This is a genomic window from Corynebacterium pseudogenitalium (assembly GCF_024453815.1).
GTDB lineage: Bacteria > Actinomycetota > Actinomycetes > Mycobacteriales > Mycobacteriaceae > Corynebacterium > Corynebacterium pseudogenitalium.
In genome coordinates this window covers 2,268,319-2,288,339 of sequence record NZ_CP072934.1, presented here as the reverse complement: position 1 = coordinate 2,288,339, position 20,021 = coordinate 2,268,319, and the positions used below count along the sequence as shown (strand labels likewise).

The following is a 20,021-nucleotide window of genomic DNA, read 5'->3' as shown; positions in this document are numbered from 1 at the left end:
TGGCAAGTGCTGGCAATAGCTAGGGCGGATGCTATACAACTCAGCACAAGGGAGATAGTTTCGAGCATTGACTTCCATTCTTTAAAGGAGATACCTGTTTCCCTGGCCGTGAAATCGACGGGGGATGCTCGTATATTACATGCATAGACTTGTGATCGATTCCATTTTTAGCGAAACAAGATGCGAATGGCCCGGCCAACTGCACGCTCTCAATGACTAATCTAATGGCGGTGTGTAACATTCACCACGAATACGTCACCAGGGAGCCCGCATGTCCACGTTGATCCCCGTTCACGCCTCCAACCATGTGCTTGAAGGCGTCAGTGAGTACCTGGCCACCACATTCTCGCTGGCCAGTCAAGACACGTCGGCGGCGCTCAAAGCGTTCCTCGAAGACTCCAAGCAAGGCATGTTCCACGGGCCATACGTGCGCACACGCCTGCCGTATGCGCGGGCAACCGGGTGGGAAGAGCTACTCGGGTGGCTGCCGGACTGGTTCAAGCCCTACCACCACCAGGCGCAGGCATTTCGTCGGCTCCGCTCCCTCGACGAAGGCGGACAGCGTCGTCCAGAACCGACACTGGTGATCACGGGTACCGGCTCCGGTAAAACGGAAGCTTTCCTCTACCCCGTGCTGGACCACGCGCGGCGCATGCGCGCGCAGGGGCAACGCGGTGTGAAAGCGCTGCTGCTCTACCCCATGAACGCGCTGGCGAACGACCAGGCGAACCGCCTTGCAACGCTGCTCACTGAGGAGACCGCGCTCGCGGGGGTGACGGCTGGCATCTACACCGGTGAGCAAGCCGGAAGCAACGTGACCAAGGTGTCCAAGAAGTCCCTCATCACGTCGCGCCAACAGATCCAACAGGACCCACCAGACATCCTGTTGACGAACTACAAAATGTTGGACCAGCTGCTGCTCCGCCCGGCAGACAGGGAAATCTGGCGCAACTCCGCCACCAGCCTGCAATACATCGTGCTCGACGAGTTCCATACGTACGACGGCGCCCAAGGTACCGACGTCGCGCTCCTGCTGCGCAGGCTTGGTCTCCAGTTGAAGAAGCACCAACCGGCGGGGTTCCTCTCCCCGGAGGCCGCCGCGCGCCCGCTCGGGCAGGTCACGCCGGTGGCTACCTCCGCGACGCTGGGCGGGGAGGATGAGGCACACAAGGTGCTGGGGTTCGCAAAGACGATCTTCGGCGAGACCTTCAGCGAGGACGCGCTTGTCGGGGAGACAGTGCTCTCCTACGGGCAGTGGTGTGAAGAGATCGCGCAGGCCTATGGGCAGGCCCGGACGGACGCGTTCGTGCAAGTGGATGCGGATGTGATTCGTGGGGTCGTCGAGAAGGTGGCGGCGCGCGTGGAAGCAGGCGAAGAGTACGCAGCAACCTGCCTGGACGTATTCCGCAGCGAACTCCTGCACTGCGCGGACAACCTGGATGCCACCATCGCCGCCTTCGCCGCGCACCCGCTGACCAAGTCGGTGCTGGAGGCCTCCGCGCACGCGATCCCACTCACGCAACGCGAAGGCAGCGCGCAGGGCACGCTACCGCACCAGGTGCTCGACAGCCAAGACCAGTACCTTGTGCGCGCCGTTGGGGAGGAGACCGCGGCGGAGTTCACCACCCATGCGCTCACCGTGGTGTCCTACCTGCGCGCACTCGCAGGGGACGCCTACGGCTTCGAAGGCAAGCGCCTGCCCGGCGTGGAAACCCACCTGTGGGTTCGTGAAGTCTCCCGCGTGGACCGCGCCGTCACCCCAGTTGAGGACGGTCACATCTTCCGCTGGTCAGACGACGGCGCAGTGGAAGAAACCGGGGACTCCGCCGTGTGGCTGCCTGCCTGCTACTGCCGCAAGTGCGGGCGCGCAGGGTGGATGACGTCCCTGGAACCAGGCACGGACTCCCCCGTTTTCGACGTGGCCAAGATCCGCGCCGGGTCAATCGAGGATCGCAGCAGGCAACGCGCGCTGCTGGACGCCACGAATGAATACCACCAGGCGCAGAAGCGGGGCACCGACTTCACCACTGGCGGCAGCGGCTCGGACGCCCGCGCGCTCATGTGGCTGCACACCGGCACCCGCGAGTTGAGCCGCACTCAACCCTCCGAAGAAGCGCTCGCGGACGGCCTGTCCGTACCGGTGCTCACCTTCGCAGGCCTCGAAGCGGACGAGCTCGCCCAGGCACAAACCTGCCCCTCCTGCGGGGAGGCGGACTCCATCCGCTACATCGGCTCCGCCGTGGCAACGCTGCTCTCCGTGGGACTGTCGAACCTTTTCGGCATGGCGGACCTGGAGAGCCGGGAGAAGAAGACCCTCGTGTTCGCGGATACGGTGCAGGACGCGGCGCACCGCGCCGGGTTCGTGCAGTCGCGCTCCCACGCCTTCGGCCTGCGTACGTTCATGTACAACGCCGTGGGCGATGAGGTGCTCTCGCTGGCGGACGTGCCACGCCGCATGGTGGAGGCCGCCGACGCCTCCGGGGAGAAGTACCGTGCCCGCTACGAGCTACTCCCCGCCGAAATCGCGCACACCCCGAACTTCCGCGCCTTCTGGGACCCGGACGCAGACCCGCAAAGCAGGCGAGCCTCCCGCACGAGCGCGCTCGAGCGCATCGCCTTTGACGTCGCCCTCGAGTTCGGGCAGCGCGCGGACCTGCCGCGCTCCCTCGCCCAGACGGGCGCGCTGTCCGTGGCGGTGGACGTGCCAGACGCCGTGCTGGAATCCGCAGGCAAAGTGGCACTGGATGCCGTGGCCAGCCCCACCACCGCCATGCAGGACAAGCGTTTGCGGATGCAGTGGCTGCGCGGGCTGCTCGAGCAAGTCCGGGAACGCGGCGCCATCAACCACCCGTGGCTCAAGCAGTACCTCACCAATGACGGCAACGCCTGGTTCGTGAACAACCGAAACGCCAAATCCCGCGGCGTGCCCTCCTTCCCGCGCGGCGGAGCGCCGGAGTTCCCGCGCTCCGGGAAGAAGATCGACGACAAAGACCGCGGCATCACCCCGCTCGGCAGCCCACGCGGACGCTACGCACAGTGGACGGAGAAGGTCCTGGGCATTACGCCTCACGATGCCGCCACCGTCTTGACCACGCTCTTCCGCGAGTTGGCCAACCGCGACGTGCTCACGGCCATCCAGACCCAAAGTGGTGGCATCATGTACGCGCTTGAGCCTGAGCAGATCATCCTCACGCAAGAGGCGCAGCCGCACGTGCTGGAGTGCAACGTGTGCAACGCGCACATGGCGCTCGCCGCGACCACCCGCACGCTGCTTACCGGCATGGCGTGCACCACCCAAGGCTGCCCCGGCGCCTTCGAGCAAAGCGCGGTGCCCGCCAACTACTACCGCACCCTGTACACCTCGAAGCAGGTGCGCTCCGTCGTCGCCGCTGAACACACGGGCCTCATCCCCAAGGACGAGCGCCTTGCCCTGGAGCGCACCTTCCGCGGGGACCTCGCCAGCGGCACCCCGGCCCCGGATGCCCCGAACGTGCTGGTGGCCACCCCGACGCTCGAGATGGGTATCGATATCGGTGACCTGTCCACCGTCATGCTCTCCTCCCTGCCGAACAGCGTGGCCAACTACGTGCAGCGCGTCGGCCGCGCCGGGCGCCTCACCGGTAACTCGCTGGTGCTGGCCTTCGTGCGTGGGCGCGGGGCGTCGCTGCCGAAGCTGAACCAGCCGCTCTCCGTCATCGCGGGCAGCGTCGAGCCACCCGCCGCGTTCCTGTCCGCCACGGAGATCCTGCACCGGCAGATCACCGCCTACATCATCGACTCCATCGATTTCGACGTCTTGGGCATCCAACTGCGCCAGGCCACCTCGGTATTCTCCCCGAAGGCACGCCCCGCCCCGCTTGTCGACGTCCTCGTGGAACACCAGCACGACGCCCACGACACTGGCGCGTGGGTGGAAGAGTTCTTGGGCACCTTGGACGCGGAGCACGTCGATAAGCAGACGCTCGAGCACGCCCGCAACTGGGCGCTCGGTGGCGGGCCTGACTCCATGGCGGGGGACTTGAAGCGCGCGCAACAGCGCTGGGAGCAGCACGTGCGCGTCTACCAGGAACGCGAGCGCGTCCTCGATGCCCGCTGGAAGGAACTCGAGAAGCTCAACGCGTCCAACCAGGACGAACGCCACAAGGATGAGGACCTTGAGCGCGAACTGCGCGCCGTGAAGTCCGCCCTGCGCCGCGTGCGACGCGACCTGAAGGAGCTCGCACTCGACGAGCACTGGGTCTCCGCCATGGAGCGCTACGGGCTGCTGCCCAACTTCGCCCTCCTCGACGATTCTGTGGAACTGTCCGTCTCCGTGAGCACGCTGAACCCCTCCACCCTCGAGCTGGAGCCCGAACCCTTCGAGCTCACCCGCGGCGTAGCTTCTGCCCTGCAGGAATTCGCTCCCGGCGCGACGTTCTACGCCCGGGGTATCGCCGCGCGCATCGACTCCGTCGAGCTAGGCGACGACGCCTCCGACGTCACCGCGTGGCGGCTGTGCCCCGCGTGCTCCTACGCCGAGCCAGCGGACGCGCGTGAGCCCGGCGCGTGCCCGGTGTGCCACTCCGCGGCATTTGCGGATAACGGTCAGTGCATTGATGCGGTGCACCTGCGGAAGGTGTCCGCCTCTGTGGACCGTAGCCAGGCCACGATTGACGGGCGCAGTGAGCACCGCGTGAGTACCTGGTTCCATTCGACGATGAGCTTCTCCGTGCCCGAGCACGGTCAGGGCGGGGCGTGGTACCTTTCCGGCGGCTTCGGTGCCGAATACTTGCGTGTGGTGGACTTGAGCTGGTTCAACCTGGGTAACGGGCACGCGGTGCCGCGTATGTTTGCTGGCCGGGAGATCCAGGCGCCGCTGTTTACGGTGTGTAAGCACTGTGGTCACTTGGATTCGGCGCGTGGGGAGAACTCGAAGTGGGACCACAGGCCGTGGTGCCCGCAGCGCAACGAGCTCGACGAGGACGTCATGAGCGTGGCGCTCGCCCGCACGCTTCGCACCCAGGGCGTGCTGCTGCACATCCCGGAGCGCTTCAGCGCGGGCGATAACACCACGATCCCGTCGCTGGCGGCGGCGATCCGCCTCGGGTTCAAGGAGGTACTCGGCGGGGATCCGGACCACCTGAACGTCACCCCGGTGAAGGTGCCGAAGGAAAGCGGTGGCGCAGTCGAAGCGCTGATGCTGCACGATAACGTGCCAGGCGGCACCGGCTATCTCTCCCAGTTCGCGGACCCGGAATCGGTGCGCAACCTGCTGCTGCGTGCGTACGAGCGTGTCGTGTCCTGCACCTGCGCGGCCGATGAGCGCCTAGCCTGCCCGCAGTGCCTACTGCCGTACGCTCGCCCGCAGCAAATCGAGGTCACCTCGCGCGCCGCCGCGCAGCGTGCGCTGCTGTCCATCCTCGCCGACCAGGACCACCCCGACCCGGCAACGGACCCGGCCTCGGTCACCTGGGACCCACAGCGCGAAGCCCCCACGATCGACCAGGGCAGCCAGCTGGAAATCCGCTTTCGTGAAACCCTGCGCCAGGCGCTGGAGGACCGCAACGCGGAGATCACCCAGCGGCCCACCGCCACCAGCATGGAGTGGCACATCCGTTTCCCCTCCGGGGAGCAGTGGGTGATGAACGAGCAGGAGGACTTCGGCTACACCAGGCCCGACTTCCTCTTCCGCCACCGCAGCAACCGCCAGGTGCGCAGCGTCGCCCTCTTTACCGACGGCTACGCCTACCACGCCTCCCCCGACGTGTTCCGCTTCGCCAGCGACATGGACAAACGCGCCCGCCTCGCCACCGAGCGCTACCTGCCGTGGACCATCACCCACCAGGACCTCAACTGGTTCGACGCCGAAACCAAAGGCACCGCGGAACCACCCGCCTGGCGCGACCCCCGCGGTATGGCCCAAGGCGGCGCCCTGCCGGCCCTGGACTCGCAGGCCATGGAGACCATCGTCTCCTCCCCACTTACCCAGCTGCTGCACTACCTGGACAACCCACGCGACAAAGCGTTCGCCTCCTACGGGGAGGGTCTTACCGTGCTGCTCTTGGCCAGGATGTTCAGCACCGTTGATGCCCCTGACGGGAATGTGTTGCGCTACCTCAACGACATTGAGCTCACCTTCGAGCAAATCGGCAACCGGCTGCTGCCCACCACGCTCAACATCGACGTGACCGGCCACAGCATCCCTACCGAACTCTGGAACGACTACCTGCGCTTTTCCAACCTGCTCTACCTCTCCGACGAGCCCGTCACCGTCACCACCAGCGAATCCACCAGCGCCAGCGTGCCCGCGCTCCCGGAGGTGGGCGTCGACAAGCCTGCCGCTGACGAGGTCGCACCCGAGTGGGTCGAAGCCATCGAAGAATTCGAAGGCGAAGGTGCCGTCACCGAAGCCCTGCAGAAACTCGCCGCCGCCGGCGCCTCCACCAACATCCTGGTCGGCGAGGAACTCGAAGGCCTCATGACTGTGGTGCAATGGCCCGAGCGGCACGTCGTGGTCCTCTACGACGCCGCCGACGCCGAATCCCCCGCCGAAGCCGCCCTCCGGCGCGCCGGGTGGACCGTGCTCACCCCAGAAACCATCACTGACGACGCAATGAGAAAGGTCATGCCATGAGCATCCCCGTCACCATCAGCTACTACGAAAAGCTCAACGTCGACGGCAGCCTCAAGTCCCAAGTGTTCGACTTCGGCCAGAAGCTCATGAAGGACCCCACCAACCCGTCGCTCAACATCAAGACGATCAATAACGCGGTGGACAAGCGCGTGCGCACCGGGCGCATCAACAAACAGTTCCGCGCCGTCCTCTTCGAACTTCGCGACGCCACCACCCACCACTTCGTCCTCGTCGACGTCGACTCCCACGACGAAGGCATCTCCAAAGCCCGCCGCCTCGACCCTGCCAAACTGCGCCTGGACGTCAACCCCATCAACGGCATTACCACGCTCATCCAGGAGACAGGGCCGGCCTCGGAGCCTGCTGCTTCGGTCGATGCTTCTGCTGTTGCTGCCCCTTCGGCTCCGCCTGCCGCGGCCTCGCGCCCCGGCGACGCCCTCGCCGCCCACGGCTACACCCCGGACTCCCTCTACACCGACCTCGGCATCGACCCGCACTTCACCCAACAGGTCCTCGACCTAGCCACCGACGCCGACCTCGACCCCCTCCTCGCCACCCGCCCCGCCTGGGAAAACGAGGCCATGACCGGCCTGCTCGCCGGGTTCAGCGTCGACGAAGTCCGCGACCAACTCGACCTCTACGTCACCTCCCCAGCCGACGCCCCCGACCCCACCGACGATTCCCGCGTCATCGCCGGCCTCAAACAAACCGCCGCCGCCCTCGAGTTCGCCTACATCGGCGACGGCGACACCGACGCCCTGCGCAACGTCATCGAAACCGGCGACTTCGACAAGTGGCGCACCTTCATCCACCCCGAACAGCGCCGCATGGCCAAAGGCGACTACAAAGGCTCCGCCCGCGTCTTCGGCGGCGCCGGCACCGGCAAAACCGTCGTCGCGCTGCACCGCGCCAACAACCTCATCACCACCCGCCCGCAGGCCCGCATCCTCCTCACCACCTACACGCGCGGCCTCGCCGACGGCCTCAAATCCCAAATGACCATCCTCAACCCCACCTTCCCCGAAGCCACCTCACCAGGCGCGCCGGGCCTCTACATCGAGAACATCGACGCCATCGTGCGCAAAATTCTTCTCGACGCCACCACCGCCGAAATCGAACACGCCACCCGCAGCGTCCTCGGCGTCGCCGCGAAGGCCGTCAAACCCTACACCGACGCCCAGGCCCAAAGCGTGTGGGACAGCGTCCTGTTCGACGCCGACGACGCCCTGCCCACCGAGATCGCGAACCAGACCTTCCTCGCCGCCGAGTACGAAACCATCGTGCTTGCCCACGGCATCACCACCCAGGCCGAGTACCTCCGCGTCGCCCGCACCGGCCGCGGCACCCCGCTCAACCGCAAGCAGCGCAAGCTGGTCTGGCCGCTGCTCGAGTCCGTCCTGCAAACCCAAGCTATCGACGGCAAACTCCTCTGGCCCACCATGTCCGCCATCGGCGCCGCCGTCCTCACCATGCGCGGCCCGATCTTCGACCACGTCGTCGTCGACGAGGCCCAGGACTTCAACGCCGGACACTGGCACTTCCTGCGCGCCAGCGTCGCCCCCGGCCCCAACGACATCTTCCTCGCCGAAGATTCCCACCAGCGCATTTACGGCCATCCCCTCGTGCTGAGCCGCTTCGGCATCTCCACTCGCGGCCGCGCTTCTCGACGCCTCACCCTCAACTACCGCACCACCCGCGAAAACCTCGACTACGCCCTCCGCATCCTCGACGGCTCCGAGAACGCCTACATCGACGGCGAAGGCGAAACCGACAACACCTTCGGCTACCGCTCCGCACGCTCCGGCCCCGAACCGACGCTCGTGCGCTGCACCGACCCCACCGAGGAGTTCGACGCCGCCGCCCACTTCATCGGCACCTGGCTGGAGGAGGACCCCAACGCCCGTATCGGCGTCATGTGCCGCACACGCGGCCAGATTCCCCGCATCCTCTCCGGACTTCGCGACCACGGCATCGAAGCCATCCAAACCAAAAACGCCGACACCGCCGCCCACGAACAGGTCTCCGTCATGACCATGCACGGCGCCAAAGGCATGGAGTTCACCCACGTCGTCCTGATGGGCGTCGGCCGCAACATTCTCCCCCAGCGCTTCCGCCTCCGCGGACTCGCCGAAGCCGAAGTGGCACACGCCCTCCAACAGGAGCGCTCCCTCCTCTACGTCGCCGCCTCCCGCGCCCGCGACGCTCTCCTCGTCACCACCCACGGCGAGCCCTCCGACCTGCTGCCGGAGGTGTAGAAGTCGGCTGTAATTCCCGGGCGGCTTCGGATTACTCCCACCCGCAATTCTGTTCACAAAATCCCGACTCCGCGCGCGAAGCACTTCCCCACCCCACCTCAGAACGCCTCCAGCCTCCGCACCCACTGGGCGAGGGTGCTACCTTTTTCGCTGCTAGCGGGAACTGCAGAAACGGGACAAACGCTTCCACGCATCCCGCCAGTCCGTGGCTGAGCACGGATTTTTCCGAAGGAGCCTGCTTGTAGAGGTGGGAACAGGATGCCGACATCCATTGCCGTTGCCATTTGTGGGGGTGTGGAAGGAGCCATCAACTTTGCTTTCTAACACTCCACCCCGTTGCGGAAATCGAGTAGGAAGAAAACCTCCTATGAACTAGCAGATAATTTGGAAAGCGGAACCAAGTCATCGCCATCTTCTAAGGCCCAGAACTCTTCGCCCTTGAGGTTCGTTACGCCGAGGGAGTGCGTGGCTTCATCCAGTGAGTCAAAAATATTGACGCCATCGATGACAAGGTGGCCGTCCTCATTAATGACGGCATCAACAATCCAATCTGGATCAACCGGATCGAGAAGGTCGCCAGGTTTCAGCAGTCCGGCCTCAAAGAACTCCTGCAGGGTTCTAGACCCGGAACGTTCTTCAACGTCAGACGTAGAAATCACCGGTGCAGAGCCAGCTGTGATGTGGGCGAAAGCATCACGGATAACCTGGGCAATGAGGCTACGGCGGTTGGAAAGGAACTCGTCGTAGGACATGTTTTCCCAACCTTCTGGAATGGCATGCCAGTACATCTGTTGTTTCAGCCATTCCTCGTCTGGCGCGCGCTTCTCGACGAGTTCTTGCCAATAGTCCTTCGGGGCGCGATCCGAAATATGGATGTTGGTAGCCCAATCAGTGGGAGCGAAGTTAGCCACCTGGTTGATGCGCTTGAAGTCCGTAATCCCCAAAACCTTTTCCAGGTATTTGCGTGGAAACAGATGGTGGCCTTCGGTGCCCTTAGCCGCGGGCTGATTGGGATCCATCCAATCACGGACGCGCTCGTTGAGCATGAACATCTTGGCATCCAGGATGTTCAGCGCAGCGAGGTAGCACTGGTAATGCGGTGATAGGGCAGCGCCGGAAGTAACCAAGTTCTGAGGCAGATTGAAACGCCAGTAGTCTTCGGTGAGTTGAGTGCTAATCGTACGGTTAAGCAGCTCTTCGAAGCCATCCGCGTCGCCCTTGTCCAGCGCAGCAATCTGGTCGAGGTCCTTCTGGATTTGGGATTCCGATGAGCCCGTGTAGCGGGCGGTGAGTTGCGACATGAAGAGCCAGCGGGCAACCAGTGCGCGAAGGCGAGCGAGCTCGACGTCAAAATCATTGCGTCCAAGCAAGAAGATCACGTAAGAGTAGATGATGTTCATGTGCGAGGTGACGTTCCGGTTGGTTCGGAATCCAGCGGCCTGAATCGAACGAATGAATTCCGTCCAGTTCGTGTGATCCACGACGACCGGTAGAGCGTCCTTGAGGAGCCCTAGTTCGCGTTCTTGACGCTCAGAGTTCACGCGGCCGGTGTGACGATCCTTTGCTTGAAGAGCGGCGTACGCATCTTGCAGTCGGCCTCGTCGCTGCCCGACAGCAACCATTGCACGAACAAGGTGGCCGTTCTCAACGTCAATATAGGGGTTGTGAGCCGTCCACTGAATTTCTTTCCCCAGTGCGGAGCTCGCATGAGCTGGGGACATACGGGAGTTGCGTGAAAACTCCTCGATTTGTTCACGGCCTTCAGGCCAAAAGACGCTGAGCCACGTCAGAATGTAGTCGTATGCCTTCAGTCGAACTCCTTCTGAGTTGATGCGAACGAAGACGTCAGCAACGAGGCGCTTGTCGGCCTCGCTCTGAAGGTGAACGACGTTGAACCGGTATTTCTCTAGCCCAGACAGTTTGCTAAAGACATCATGAACTGCCTCTTCTTCTTCATCGCTGAGAGTTCCGCCGGATTCTTCATACCTCTTGAAGAATGCTTTTCTTGCCTTGTAGGAGCTGGCGAAATAGGTCGAAATGTCTTCGACCCACTCCGGGGATTTGGCAATAGGTGGTGTACGAACCTCAAACTTCTCACTAAATGGATTGAACGCAATACGGATCCGCTTCTCGTTATAGTTAACGTCCCGGACAGGAAAGCCTTTTATTGCGGCATAAAGACTGGTCAAGCGCTGCTGGCCGTCGATAATTTGGTGCTGGCCGATGAAATTCGCGTCACCTGAAATTGATCGAGACTCACCGTCGGCAGCAACGTCCCAAAACATAAGCTCGCCTACTGGGTAGCCGCGGTACATCGAATCAAAAAGGTCACGAACCTTCGACGTGGGCCAGACAAATGGCCTCTGGAGATCTGGAAGTTGAATCCTTCCAGAGTGAACATCATTGACAAGTTGCTGCACGTCCCACGGGACAGTGCGGAAGATGGAGGCCATGGAGAGACCTTTCTAGAGTGACGTGAAAGAATTGATACCTTTTTAGAGTATCGCGCACTTCTGACACCTCTGCATGCGATTGCGCTGATGTGTTCGAGTGACGAAACTGCACCTGAAAAAGGCTCCGAACTTCGGGAAAACCTCGTTAGAGTTTCCGGCTCAGGATGGAAAGCCGATCGCCACAGTAGAACACCCTTTGCCACAAACCCCGAGTCCGGAAGGCCGGTGGTGCAAAGGCTTCTCTGTAGAAGCGAGGACGAGTGCTGTTTGCGTGGCCTGATCGTAAGCACCTGAATGACTTGTGGGGTATCGATGCAGATGCGCTCGTTGTGATCGAGTGGAACACAGAGGAAACCCAAGAGTGGATTGAGGACAATCAGCCCATCTTGCTACTTCATGATCGAACAACGCCCTACGTACCAGACGAAGAAGAAACGACTCATGCTGAGCCTCTGCCTAATGGGATTGATCGCATTCTGGAGTACGTTGCAAGGATGGCAGCCGGTTACTCCAGCGGGTTGAAATGGAATGAAGTAGACAAGCTAAAAGCGGACATGATGAATCGTCCTGATAGGTGGAAACCTGTAACGGTTGAGCAAGTTCGCGCTAAATGTAAAGAACTTGGTATGCGGCCGAACGATGTGGACACGATCGCAGATCTATTGCAGCGCCGGAAAGACGGGCGTTCTTTCCGGGTCGAACCTTCATATCGGAACTTTCATTCCTAGAAGAAACCAGCTTTAGAGACAGCCACGCGGACACGAGAGTTCGTAGAGCTTGCGGACTGTCTCGAGTCCGCGAGGCATCCTTGTCTATGGCGAGTACCTCGAGCTGCAAGGCAAATAGGCTCTGGCCCCGAGCAATCGGGGCCATCTTTTATCTCCCCATTCCCGTCGCTCTCCATCTGCAATTCTGTTCACGAATTCCCGACTCCGTGCGTGAAGCACATCCCCCACCCACTGCCTAATCCCCTTCTGCCCTCATGTCTCCGATTCGCCGATCGCCGAACCGCGAAATCGGCCCAGATACTCAGAATGGGCCGAAAACTCCGTGACCAGCATTGGTCGACGAGACCGAAGTAGCATGCGGAGCGCACTGGGCACCCGGGGTGCGGAGAGGCGTCGATAATTAAAGCTCTATTAAAACCGTCTGCAAAGGGTTATTGTTATCCGTGTAAGTCGCCTGTGTTCGGCGTTGTGCAGATTTGTGGAGAAATAGAAAATGAACCGGAAGAAACTGGTTGCGCTGTGTGGTGCCATCGCTATTGCGTGCGGGTCAATTACTGCGGTGGGTGGCCCGGTGGCGGGCGCGTATGTGGAGAAGCAAGACACTGCAGGCATGCAGCCGAGCCCCGATGTGACAGACGCGGCGAAGATTCCGGCTGTGGACGTGAAGGTCGAAACGGATAAGGCGGACGAGGTCAAAGCTGGTGACACGTTTAATATAACGATTTCGGGAACAGCGGAGGCGCCGTTTCCTGCTGGGGACGCAGCTGCTCAACCTGGTCAATCCAACATTTTAGGCTTCACTGTTGAGGTAACGCTGCCAGACGGCATCGAGCTTGCCGACCAAGCGGCAGTAAACATCAATGGCCAGTCCTTGGGCACTCTGGCGTTTAATCAACTCCCGTCAGGGTCGTACGAAGTAGACCTTCGTGGCGCTATGGGCGAGAAAGGCAACTTCCAGATCACCGTCCCCGTCAAAGCAACGAAAGATGCTCCCGCGGGTGAGACTTTGACGTTTTCTGGCGCTGCCCAAGCGCTGATTAATCCGGAGTTCTCTTTCGACGCTGTCCCGGGTAAGCGTACTGTTTCGCCTCAGGAAGTTGACGGCAAGTGCACCTGGATTGCCAAGACGGAATACGAACTCCACGCTGGTGAATACGGCGCCTGGCTTACCGAGCTTTTCCTCGGCGTCATCGACCCAGCCAATGTTCAGCTTGGCGACGCCACCATTACCATTTTTGACGCCGACGGCAAGAAGGTCACCGGCAAAGCTGGTGAGTTCGACGCTGAGGGACGGTTGACAGACCCGAGAACGTTGGAGAAGCGCAATGAGCAGTATAAAAACACGACTTGGCAGCAAACTTACGACTGGGGTTTGAACCTCAATCGCGCCGACCTGAACAAAACGCTTGGGCAGGTGTTCCTTCCTAGCGGTAGCCGCGTAGTCATCGAGCAGCCCGTATACGATAACCAGCGTCATTGTTCGATGACGGAGGTGTACCCGTCGGATATTTACAGCAGCTACGTCGGCGGCGTCATCATGAACCCAATCAAGCGTGAGACCGCCAAGACCCAAATCTCAGCGCCGGAAGCCCCGACCTCGCCTGCCGAGACGCCAACGCCCACCGTAACTACGACGGCAACTACGACGGCGACTACCACCGCAACCACCACGGCAACGACGACCGCAACCACCACGGCGACGACCACGGCGACGACGACTGCGACGACGACGGCAACTACCACCGCGACCACGACCGCAGACTGCGATTGCTCTCCAACGACGGTGACTGAGACCGCGACGACGACGGAGAAGGCCCCTGAGCCGACCACCGAAACCGCCACGGTGACCACCAAGGAGATCACCCCGACCACCGTTACGAAGAAGGTCCCTGAGCCGACCACCGAAACAACCACGGTGACCACCAAGGAGACCACCCCGACCACCGTAACGGCCACAGCAACCGAGACCACTACGACGACCACCACAACGACCGAAAAGGCCACGGAGACCGTCACGACCACTGTCACCACGACTCCGGTTGCTCCGGCGGACCCGCAGGATCCCACGCCGACCGTCACCGCAACGTCGACCCCGACCGCGCCTGGCAAGACTGCCGAGCGCTGCTTCGCTAACGCGTTGGCGTCGCCATTGTTCTATTTCGTGCCGGTGGGTGTGCTCGCGGCGGTTGGCGGTGAGCTCGCCCGCCCGTACGCCGGTGCGCTGAATGAGCAGCTCGCACGCATCAATGCGGATATTCAGGCAGCGTTCCAGCAGGATTCGCCAGATCGCGGTCGCAATGGTCGCACTCCGCGTAACGACGACCCCTCCGCCGCCCTCCGCGCCCAATTAGAGGAAGCGAACCGGAGGTTCCAGGAGATTGCTTCTGACCCGAACGTCCAGCGTATCGGCACGGTCGCCGCAGTGATCTTCGGTTTAGCTGCCGCCTCTGCCATCCTTTACGACTGGTGCTCCTCCGAGCCCGGCAAAGCCTTCACCGCCGTAGAGGGAAGCAGTGCCGCGGAGCGCTTCCTGAACCGGAACCGCTAACCCCCTGCCCTGCCCCAACCGAAAACGGGATACTAGTGAACTGAATTGAGCAGCGACTGTGTAGTGCCTCAACCCCCATTACTCCCATCTGCAATTCTGTTCACAAAATCCCGACTCCGCTGGAGGCAACTACTTCAGAAGGCCTCCAGCCTCCGCACCCACTGGGCGAGCGTGCCGTCGATAATCGCGGCATGCAACATAGCGGGGCCAACGATCCGCCGCCCGGTGAACTCGCTTGAGCCCCCCATCGCTTCGGTGGGGAGCACGGTTTGGGGCGGGTGAGCGTAGTCGTCGCCATGCGCCGTAGAATCCGGTTGATCGCAGTGCAGTTGGCGCGATTCGGCCCCATCATCACCTACGGTGGGTCGTGTTGACTCAATTTTGACTAGCGGGCGTCGATGAGTAGCTCGGTTGCGTAGTTCTTTGACCGCAAGCGCCTGGCTTTGGAAACGCCTGCGATTACTGGAGCTTCGGCCATAGGGCGAGAGGTTCGGTTCAAGCGCCTCATTCCAAAGAATTACGCGAGCATTGCGTTCTCCCGCATGAGGCTTGGGGAGAAGATGCATCCACTGACCAAACGTCAGCCCCGCCAACGAGTCATCCTGCGTACGCCACACTCTGCGGACTGAGCCGATAACATGGTGCGTAAACGCCCAGACACCACCACCCCCGATACCCCACAGATTGGATCAACGATGTCTCAGCCAAAAGATGACCTCCCCGTCAACCGCCCCGAAGTGTTTGGTGCTGCAGACTCGACAGGCTCGATCGACCGCGCCACCTGCATCCAGACGATCAACGCCGTTGCTCCGCGGCCAGACAACGCGCGGCCAGGGGTCAAGCGACTGCTGCAGGGCGACGGCGCGAACCTTATCGTCTTCAATTTCTGCCCTGGCCAGACGTTGCCGGCTCACAAGGCGGCCCACCCGATCACCGTGCAGTGCCTCAACGGGTCCCTCGAGTTCGAGTGCGGCGGCGAGCGTTTCCCGCTCAAGCAGGGAGAAGTTGTCCACCTGCGCGCGTATGTGCCACACGCGGTGTACTGCCCGGATAACGCTCTGTCGGCGGGCAACATTTTGCTGCTCAGCATGCTTACGGGCGAACGCCACGGCGAGCAGGACAGCTAAGCCCAAACATAGCCCCTAAAGGTGCACGATCTCCACGTCGTCCCAAACTTCGGCGAGGTACTCGGCGGCAACTAACCGATGGCAGGTGGAGGGGTCTGCTTCGGAGCAAAGCAGCACGGCGTCGTCAAAAAGCGAGCGGTCCAGGGACGAAACCTCCCCAGCGTCGTACTCCTCGCGCAACTGCTTCGAAAACTCATCGAAGCCAACCTCGTCATGCCGATACGCGTGCATCAGATCCGCTGACGGCGCGAGAGCGAGCTCGTGCGTGTACGGCATGTCCAGGATGACCCGCAGGAAGTAGCGCAGGTCGTCCTTCTTGGTAAACCCGGCGAGCTGATTCGTGTTGGAGCGGCGAATATCCACCACGCGCCGCACGCCGGACTCGCGCAGAATGTCGAAGAACTCCTCCGCGCTCTTGTGTGAAAACCCGAGTGTGTAAATTCGCATAATCCTCCTAGATCACGAAGCCTTGCCCGCAGCCACCGGGTCGTAGCCCTGCTCGCGCAGCTCCGACGGCGCGTCGATCGAAAGGTCTTCAGGCTTCGGTGCAAGTGCATCAGTCACGCAGCCCACGGTACCGCAGGGACTCTTGCTTATCGACGCCCCACTGTCCCACCAAACGTCTTCCGCTGCGCCCTAATGTCCCTTAAGCCCGGATTACTCCCATCTGCAATTCTGTTCACAAATTCCCGACTCCGTTTGTGACGCCTATCCCTTCCCCTATCCTGTCCCCATGCCTACGATCCGCCGCGCCAGGCCCGACGACGCCGAAGCCCTCGTCGAACTGTCTATCGCCACGTTCACGCAGACCTTCGGCCACCTCTACGACCCCGCCGACCTCGCAGCCTTCCTCAACGAGGCCTACGACCTGCAGAAACACAAAATCCTCCTCGCCGACCCCGACCACGCCACCTGGGTCGTCGAGGACAACGGCGCCCTCGTGGGCTACGCCCTCGCTGGGCCCTGCAGCCTCCCCCACCCCGACGTCCTCCCCGAAGACCGCGAGCTCAAACGCCTCTACCTCCTTGCCGATCACCAACAGTCCGGCCTCGGCTCCACCCTCATTGAGCTCGTCCTCGACTGGATCGGTCCGCGTACCGCGTGGCTCGGGGTCTGGTCGCAGAACTTTGGGGCGCAGCGTTTCTATCACCGCTACGGCTTCTCCAAGGCTGGCGAGTACTTCTTCAAGGTCGGCAATCACCGCGACCACGAGTTCATCTACCGGCGCCCCGCCCTCTAACCTCTTCCGTTCAATCTCGAACGATTTTGGCGTCGTTATCCGACGGGCATTCCCAATTTTCGGGCACGGGCATTTGGAACTCATTCACGAGTATCTCGTATGCCGTTTGAGGACAGTCGCGTATAACGGCTGCTGTTTGGATCTTTCGCCATTTCAAGCGTGACTTATTTAGGTGCGCTTTCCATCTGCCTAGATCGGTATCGAGGTTGAACTCCTGGCGGAGGCTCTCTAAGACATCTTCCAATGACGGGCGGAAACGGTGCCCACCAGTAGGGAAATGGATTTTTGAGAGTCGAGGGAATTCCGAAGTAAATTTCTTTATCTTCTGATCGTTCGTTGAATCCAACTTCTTTGTTAGGCCTAGAAGGTGGGCTACTTCGTCCCGATGCGCGTGAACGTGGAAGTGCGAACTCGGTCTGTTGCTTTTGTTGCGGTCGTACTCAACTCTGAAAAGCGGTTCGTCGTTTGATTTTGCTTGAGCGTGAACAGCGAAGCTGGAGTTCTCCACGGCCAAGAAACTGTGAGTTGAATCCCAGGTGCATTTAAACGTCGGACGCAATCCGAGTATTACGTGCCCGTTCCAAGATAGAGGAATGATGCCTACACGGTCCTCTATCTGCTTTAGGCGGATCGAAATGCTGCCGTTCTCAACTATTTTGCTACTAAACTCAAAATGCTGTCCGGTGAAGGCTTCCACCGTAGCGGCGAGGTCTGCGCTGAACTCGGCGACCAGGGCCTGTAATTGCTCAGCGTTTTTAGTCATCGCCAAGGAGCCAGCGCAGTTCCGAAACACGCTCCCACACGGCGAATTCACGGGGTGTGAGATTGTAGTTGTCCGCACGCTCTTCAAACTCTTCGAACGAGTCCCCAGAAAGGGATTCGATCGACTTTTTGAGTTCAGCAAGCTCATGACGTGCAGCTTCTTTCGACAGATTTTCAACGAGCGGGGCGGTCATGATCGCTCCTTTCGAGTAGGGCAAGTGAAAATTGAAAATGAACTATATGCCTTTATCTTAACTTTGCAAAGGACAAACGGATCCTGCCACCCCCAAACGATATGGAACAAACGTGCGATATGTTTCTGGATTTTCCTCGTGAATGCGATGCTGACCAAACTCCGTGAAACCGGCACGATCGTGCCGAAACTGCCTCTTGCGCACCACTATTCCGCACAATATACTTCAAAACGGCACGATCGTGCCGAAACTCCAAAAGGCCGAAACCCCTCCAGAATCACAACACCGAAAGGCCCCCATGTCCCCCACGCCCCGCAGTCTCGGCGAGCAGGCTCGCGAGCAACGCCGTGCCATGCGCCTGACGCAGGCGGACGTGGCCGACCTGTCGATGGTGTCGGAACGGTTCATTCGAGAGTTTGAGCAGGGAAAACGTTCTGTCCGGCTGGATAAGGTTGAGGCCGTGCTGGCTGTGCTTGGCTTGGATGTGGTGGCGGTACAGCACGTTCCGGAGGCACTCCGATAGCGAGGCGCAATTCTGTTCACAAAATCGCTAAGGACAGTTTTCGACACCTTCCGCCCAAGCTTCCGCGCAGCTGGCCGTCGATAAGTTAGCTCAATTTCATTCATCGGCTAAGGTGTGTGGGGTCACATTATTGTCGAGCGAGAGAGGATTTCATGAGCGAGCGCGCCACGGACCCCGTACCTTTCAGCAGCGAGCACCAGGAGGTTGCCGCTGACGAGTTCGAGCTGGAGAACCTCACACCGGCGGACAAGCGCGAGATCCGCCGTACGCGCCGAGCCCCGTCTCCGGACGGTAGTACCTGGTCGTGGGCGATTACGCTGTTCGGCACCGCCGTCGGCGCCGGAATCCTCTTCCTGCCTATCGACGCCGGCTCCTTCGGCTTCTGGCCCCTCCTGCTTGCGACGATTCTGGTTGGACCAATGGTGTTTTTCTCGCATCGGATGTATTCGAGGATTGTGTCGGCGTCGCCGGTGAAGGGCCTGGACGTGCTGCAGGTCATCACTTCCCTGGCTGGGCGGAAGCGTGGCCTGGCCACGGCGCTGATGTATTGGCTCGCCATCTACCCCATCGTGCTGATTTATGGCGTTTCGGTGACGAACACGATGGACAGTTTCATCGTGAACCAGATGGGCGGCCCGCACGTGGACCGTTGGCTGCTGGCCACGATTTGCGTCGGCGTGATGACGGGCGCCTACGCCCTCGGCAAGAAGGCGACGCTGTGGTTCGCGAATCTGCTGGTGTATCCGCTGATCGTGGCGCTCGCTGCCGTCTCCCTGTACTTGATTCCGTACTGGGATCTGGAGAGTTTCATGGCGTACAAGTCGGATGTGCCGCTGTGGAAGGCGATGCTGTTTGTGCTGCCTGTGCTGGTGTTTTCCTTTTCGCATATGGCGGCGGTGTCGCAGTCGGCGTTGGATGTGCAGAAGTCGCACGACGGTGATGTGGCCGGTACGGAGAAGGAGGTCTCCAAGATTGAGTTGATCACTTGTACGCTCCTGGTCAGCTTCACGATGTTCTTCGTCTGGTCCTGCACGCTCGCCCTCGGCGCGGATGGCATGGCCGCCGTGCGCGAGGAGAACATTCCGGTCCTTTCCTACTTCGCCAACACGACGAATGCCCCGTTCATGGCGGTGGTGACTCCGGTGGTCGCGCTGTGTGCGATTGCGTCGTCGTACTTCGGGCACATGCTTGGCACGGAGGAGGGCACGCAGTATTTGCTGCGCGCGGTCGCGCCGAAGGCTTCGGAGAAGTGGAATCCGCGTGCGGTCCGCGCGGGCATCTATCTCTTCGTCTTCGTATCGACGGTCGCTGTCGCCATCTTCAACCCGTCAATCCTGGATTTGATTTCGGTCGTCGGCGGTATCTTCATTACTTTGCTGGTCTACATCGTGCCGATGCTCCTCTTCCGCCACGCGACCGCCTTCCGTCATTACGCCAACCAGCCGGAGGCGATCTTCGTGTTCGGCCTGGGCATCGTGATTATTTGCGTGACGGTCTGGCAGATGGTGGCGTAGTACGGCGGGTTGCACGTTTATGGTGTGGATGTTACAGTTATAAGTGTAAACCCTCTGGAGGTGA

Annotated in this window: 12 protein-coding genes; 8 read left to right on the top strand and 4 right to left on the bottom strand. The window is 61.2% G+C overall.

What is annotated here, in order from left to right:
• Positions 1 to 271 precede the first annotated feature (271 nt).
• Entirely contained in the window at positions 272 to 6,613 is a 6,342-nt protein-coding gene (locus KBP54_RS10790; protein WP_256005740.1) for a DEAD/DEAH box helicase, read from the top strand.
• Complete coding sequence (locus KBP54_RS10785; RefSeq protein WP_256005738.1) at positions 6,610 to 8,868, top strand: 3'-5' exonuclease; 2,259 nt, start codon at positions 6,610 to 6,612, stop codon at positions 8,866 to 8,868. The genes KBP54_RS10790 and KBP54_RS10785 overlap by 4 nt, the downstream gene beginning before the upstream one ends.
• Before the next feature lie 365 nt (positions 8,869 to 9,233).
• Here the strand turns inward: KBP54_RS10785 and KBP54_RS10780 are convergent, their stop codons facing one another.
• Positions 9,234 to 11,321, bottom strand: coding sequence for a GmrSD restriction endonuclease domain-containing protein (locus KBP54_RS10780; protein ID WP_256005737.1), 2,088 nt, complete (start codon positions 11,319 to 11,321; stop codon positions 9,234 to 9,236).
• A gap of 260 nt (positions 11,322 to 11,581) precedes the next feature.
• Here KBP54_RS10780 and KBP54_RS10775 point away from each other — a divergent pair, with 260 nt between their 5' ends.
• The 3 genes from KBP54_RS10775 to KBP54_RS10765 all read left to right on the top strand — a co-directional run bounded on the left by KBP54_RS10775 (position 11,582) and on the right by KBP54_RS10765 (position 15,724).
• Entirely contained in the window at positions 11,582 to 12,049 is a 468-nt protein-coding gene (locus KBP54_RS10775; RefSeq protein WP_083290909.1) for a hypothetical protein, read from the top strand.
• Between the two features lie 493 nt (positions 12,050 to 12,542).
• Complete coding sequence (locus tag KBP54_RS10770; RefSeq protein ID WP_070361677.1) at positions 12,543 to 14,597, top strand: hypothetical protein; 2,055 nt, start codon at positions 12,543 to 12,545, stop codon at positions 14,595 to 14,597.
• A 638-nt stretch (positions 14,598 to 15,235) separates the two neighbouring features.
• Positions 15,236 to 15,724 carry a cupin domain-containing protein gene (locus KBP54_RS10765; protein ID WP_240492765.1) on the top strand — a complete coding sequence of 163 codons (489 nt, stop codon included), beginning with the start codon at positions 15,236 to 15,238 and terminating at the stop codon, positions 15,722 to 15,724.
• A 15-nt stretch (positions 15,725 to 15,739) separates the two neighbouring features.
• Here KBP54_RS10765 and KBP54_RS10760 read toward each other — a convergent pair whose 3' ends face one another.
• On the bottom strand, positions 15,740 to 16,171 hold the full coding sequence (locus KBP54_RS10760) for a DUF488 domain-containing protein (protein WP_070361678.1): 432 nt from the start codon (positions 16,169 to 16,171) through the stop codon (positions 15,740 to 15,742).
• 286 nt (positions 16,172 to 16,457) lie between these two features.
• Between KBP54_RS10760 and KBP54_RS10755 the strand changes: the two genes are divergently transcribed.
• Positions 16,458 to 16,964: a GNAT family N-acetyltransferase gene (locus KBP54_RS10755; RefSeq protein WP_256005734.1), complete on the top strand. Its 507-nt coding sequence runs from the start codon at positions 16,458 to 16,460 to the stop codon at positions 16,962 to 16,964.
• 10 nt (positions 16,965 to 16,974) lie between these two features.
• Here KBP54_RS10755 and KBP54_RS10750 read toward each other — a convergent pair whose 3' ends face one another.
• The gene (locus KBP54_RS10750; protein WP_256005733.1) at positions 16,975 to 17,727 is read right to left on the bottom strand and encodes a hypothetical protein; all 753 of its coding nucleotides are present in this window, start codon (positions 17,725 to 17,727) and stop codon (positions 16,975 to 16,977) included.
• A complete protein-coding gene (locus tag KBP54_RS10745) occupies positions 17,720 to 17,920 on the bottom strand; it encodes a hypothetical protein (protein WP_070361681.1) in 201 nt (66 codons plus the stop codon). The genes KBP54_RS10750 and KBP54_RS10745 overlap by 8 nt, the downstream gene beginning before the upstream one ends.
• Before the next feature lie 298 nt (positions 17,921 to 18,218).
• On the opposite strand from KBP54_RS10745, the gene KBP54_RS10740 reads away from it, so the two are divergent.
• Complete coding sequence (locus tag KBP54_RS10740; RefSeq protein ID WP_070361682.1) at positions 18,219 to 18,443, top strand: helix-turn-helix domain-containing protein; 225 nt, start codon at positions 18,219 to 18,221, stop codon at positions 18,441 to 18,443.
• Between the two features lie 152 nt (positions 18,444 to 18,595).
• A complete protein-coding gene (locus KBP54_RS10735; protein ID WP_256005730.1) occupies positions 18,596 to 19,957 on the top strand; it encodes an amino acid permease in 1,362 nt (453 codons plus the stop codon).
• The last annotated feature ends 64 nt before the right edge of the window (positions 19,958 to 20,021 follow it).

What these genes read in the sequence shown, in the direction of transcription:
- KBP54_RS10790 (WP_256005740.1), top strand. Translation starts at nt 272, where the DNA reads ATGTCCACGTTGATCCCCGTTCACGCCTCCAACCATGTGCTTGAAGGC.
- KBP54_RS10785 (WP_256005738.1), top strand. Translation starts at nt 6,610, where the DNA reads ATGAGCATCCCCGTCACCATCAGCTACTACGAAAAGCTCAACGTCGAC.
- KBP54_RS10780 (WP_256005737.1), bottom strand. Translation starts at nt 11,321, where the DNA reads ATGGCCTCCATCTTCCGCACTGTCCCGTGGGACGTGCAGCAACTTGTC.
- KBP54_RS10770 (WP_070361677.1), top strand. Translation starts at nt 12,543, where the DNA reads ATGAACCGGAAGAAACTGGTTGCGCTGTGTGGTGCCATCGCTATTGCG.
- KBP54_RS10765 (WP_240492765.1), top strand. Translation starts at nt 15,236, where the DNA reads ATGGTGCGTAAACGCCCAGACACCACCACCCCCGATACCCCACAGATT.
- KBP54_RS10760 (WP_070361678.1), bottom strand. Translation starts at nt 16,171, where the DNA reads ATGCGAATTTACACACTCGGGTTTTCACACAAGAGCGCGGAGGAGTTC.
- KBP54_RS10755 (WP_256005734.1), top strand. Translation starts at nt 16,458, where the DNA reads ATGCCTACGATCCGCCGCGCCAGGCCCGACGACGCCGAAGCCCTCGTC.
- KBP54_RS10750 (WP_256005733.1), bottom strand. Translation starts at nt 17,727, where the DNA reads ATGACTAAAAACGCTGAGCAATTACAGGCCCTGGTCGCCGAGTTCAGC.
- KBP54_RS10745 (WP_070361681.1), bottom strand. Translation starts at nt 17,920, where the DNA reads ATGACCGCCCCGCTCGTTGAAAATCTGTCGAAAGAAGCTGCACGTCAT.
- KBP54_RS10740 (WP_070361682.1), top strand. Translation starts at nt 18,219, where the DNA reads ATGTCCCCCACGCCCCGCAGTCTCGGCGAGCAGGCTCGCGAGCAACGC.
- KBP54_RS10735 (WP_256005730.1), top strand. Translation starts at nt 18,596, where the DNA reads ATGAGCGAGCGCGCCACGGACCCCGTACCTTTCAGCAGCGAGCACCAG.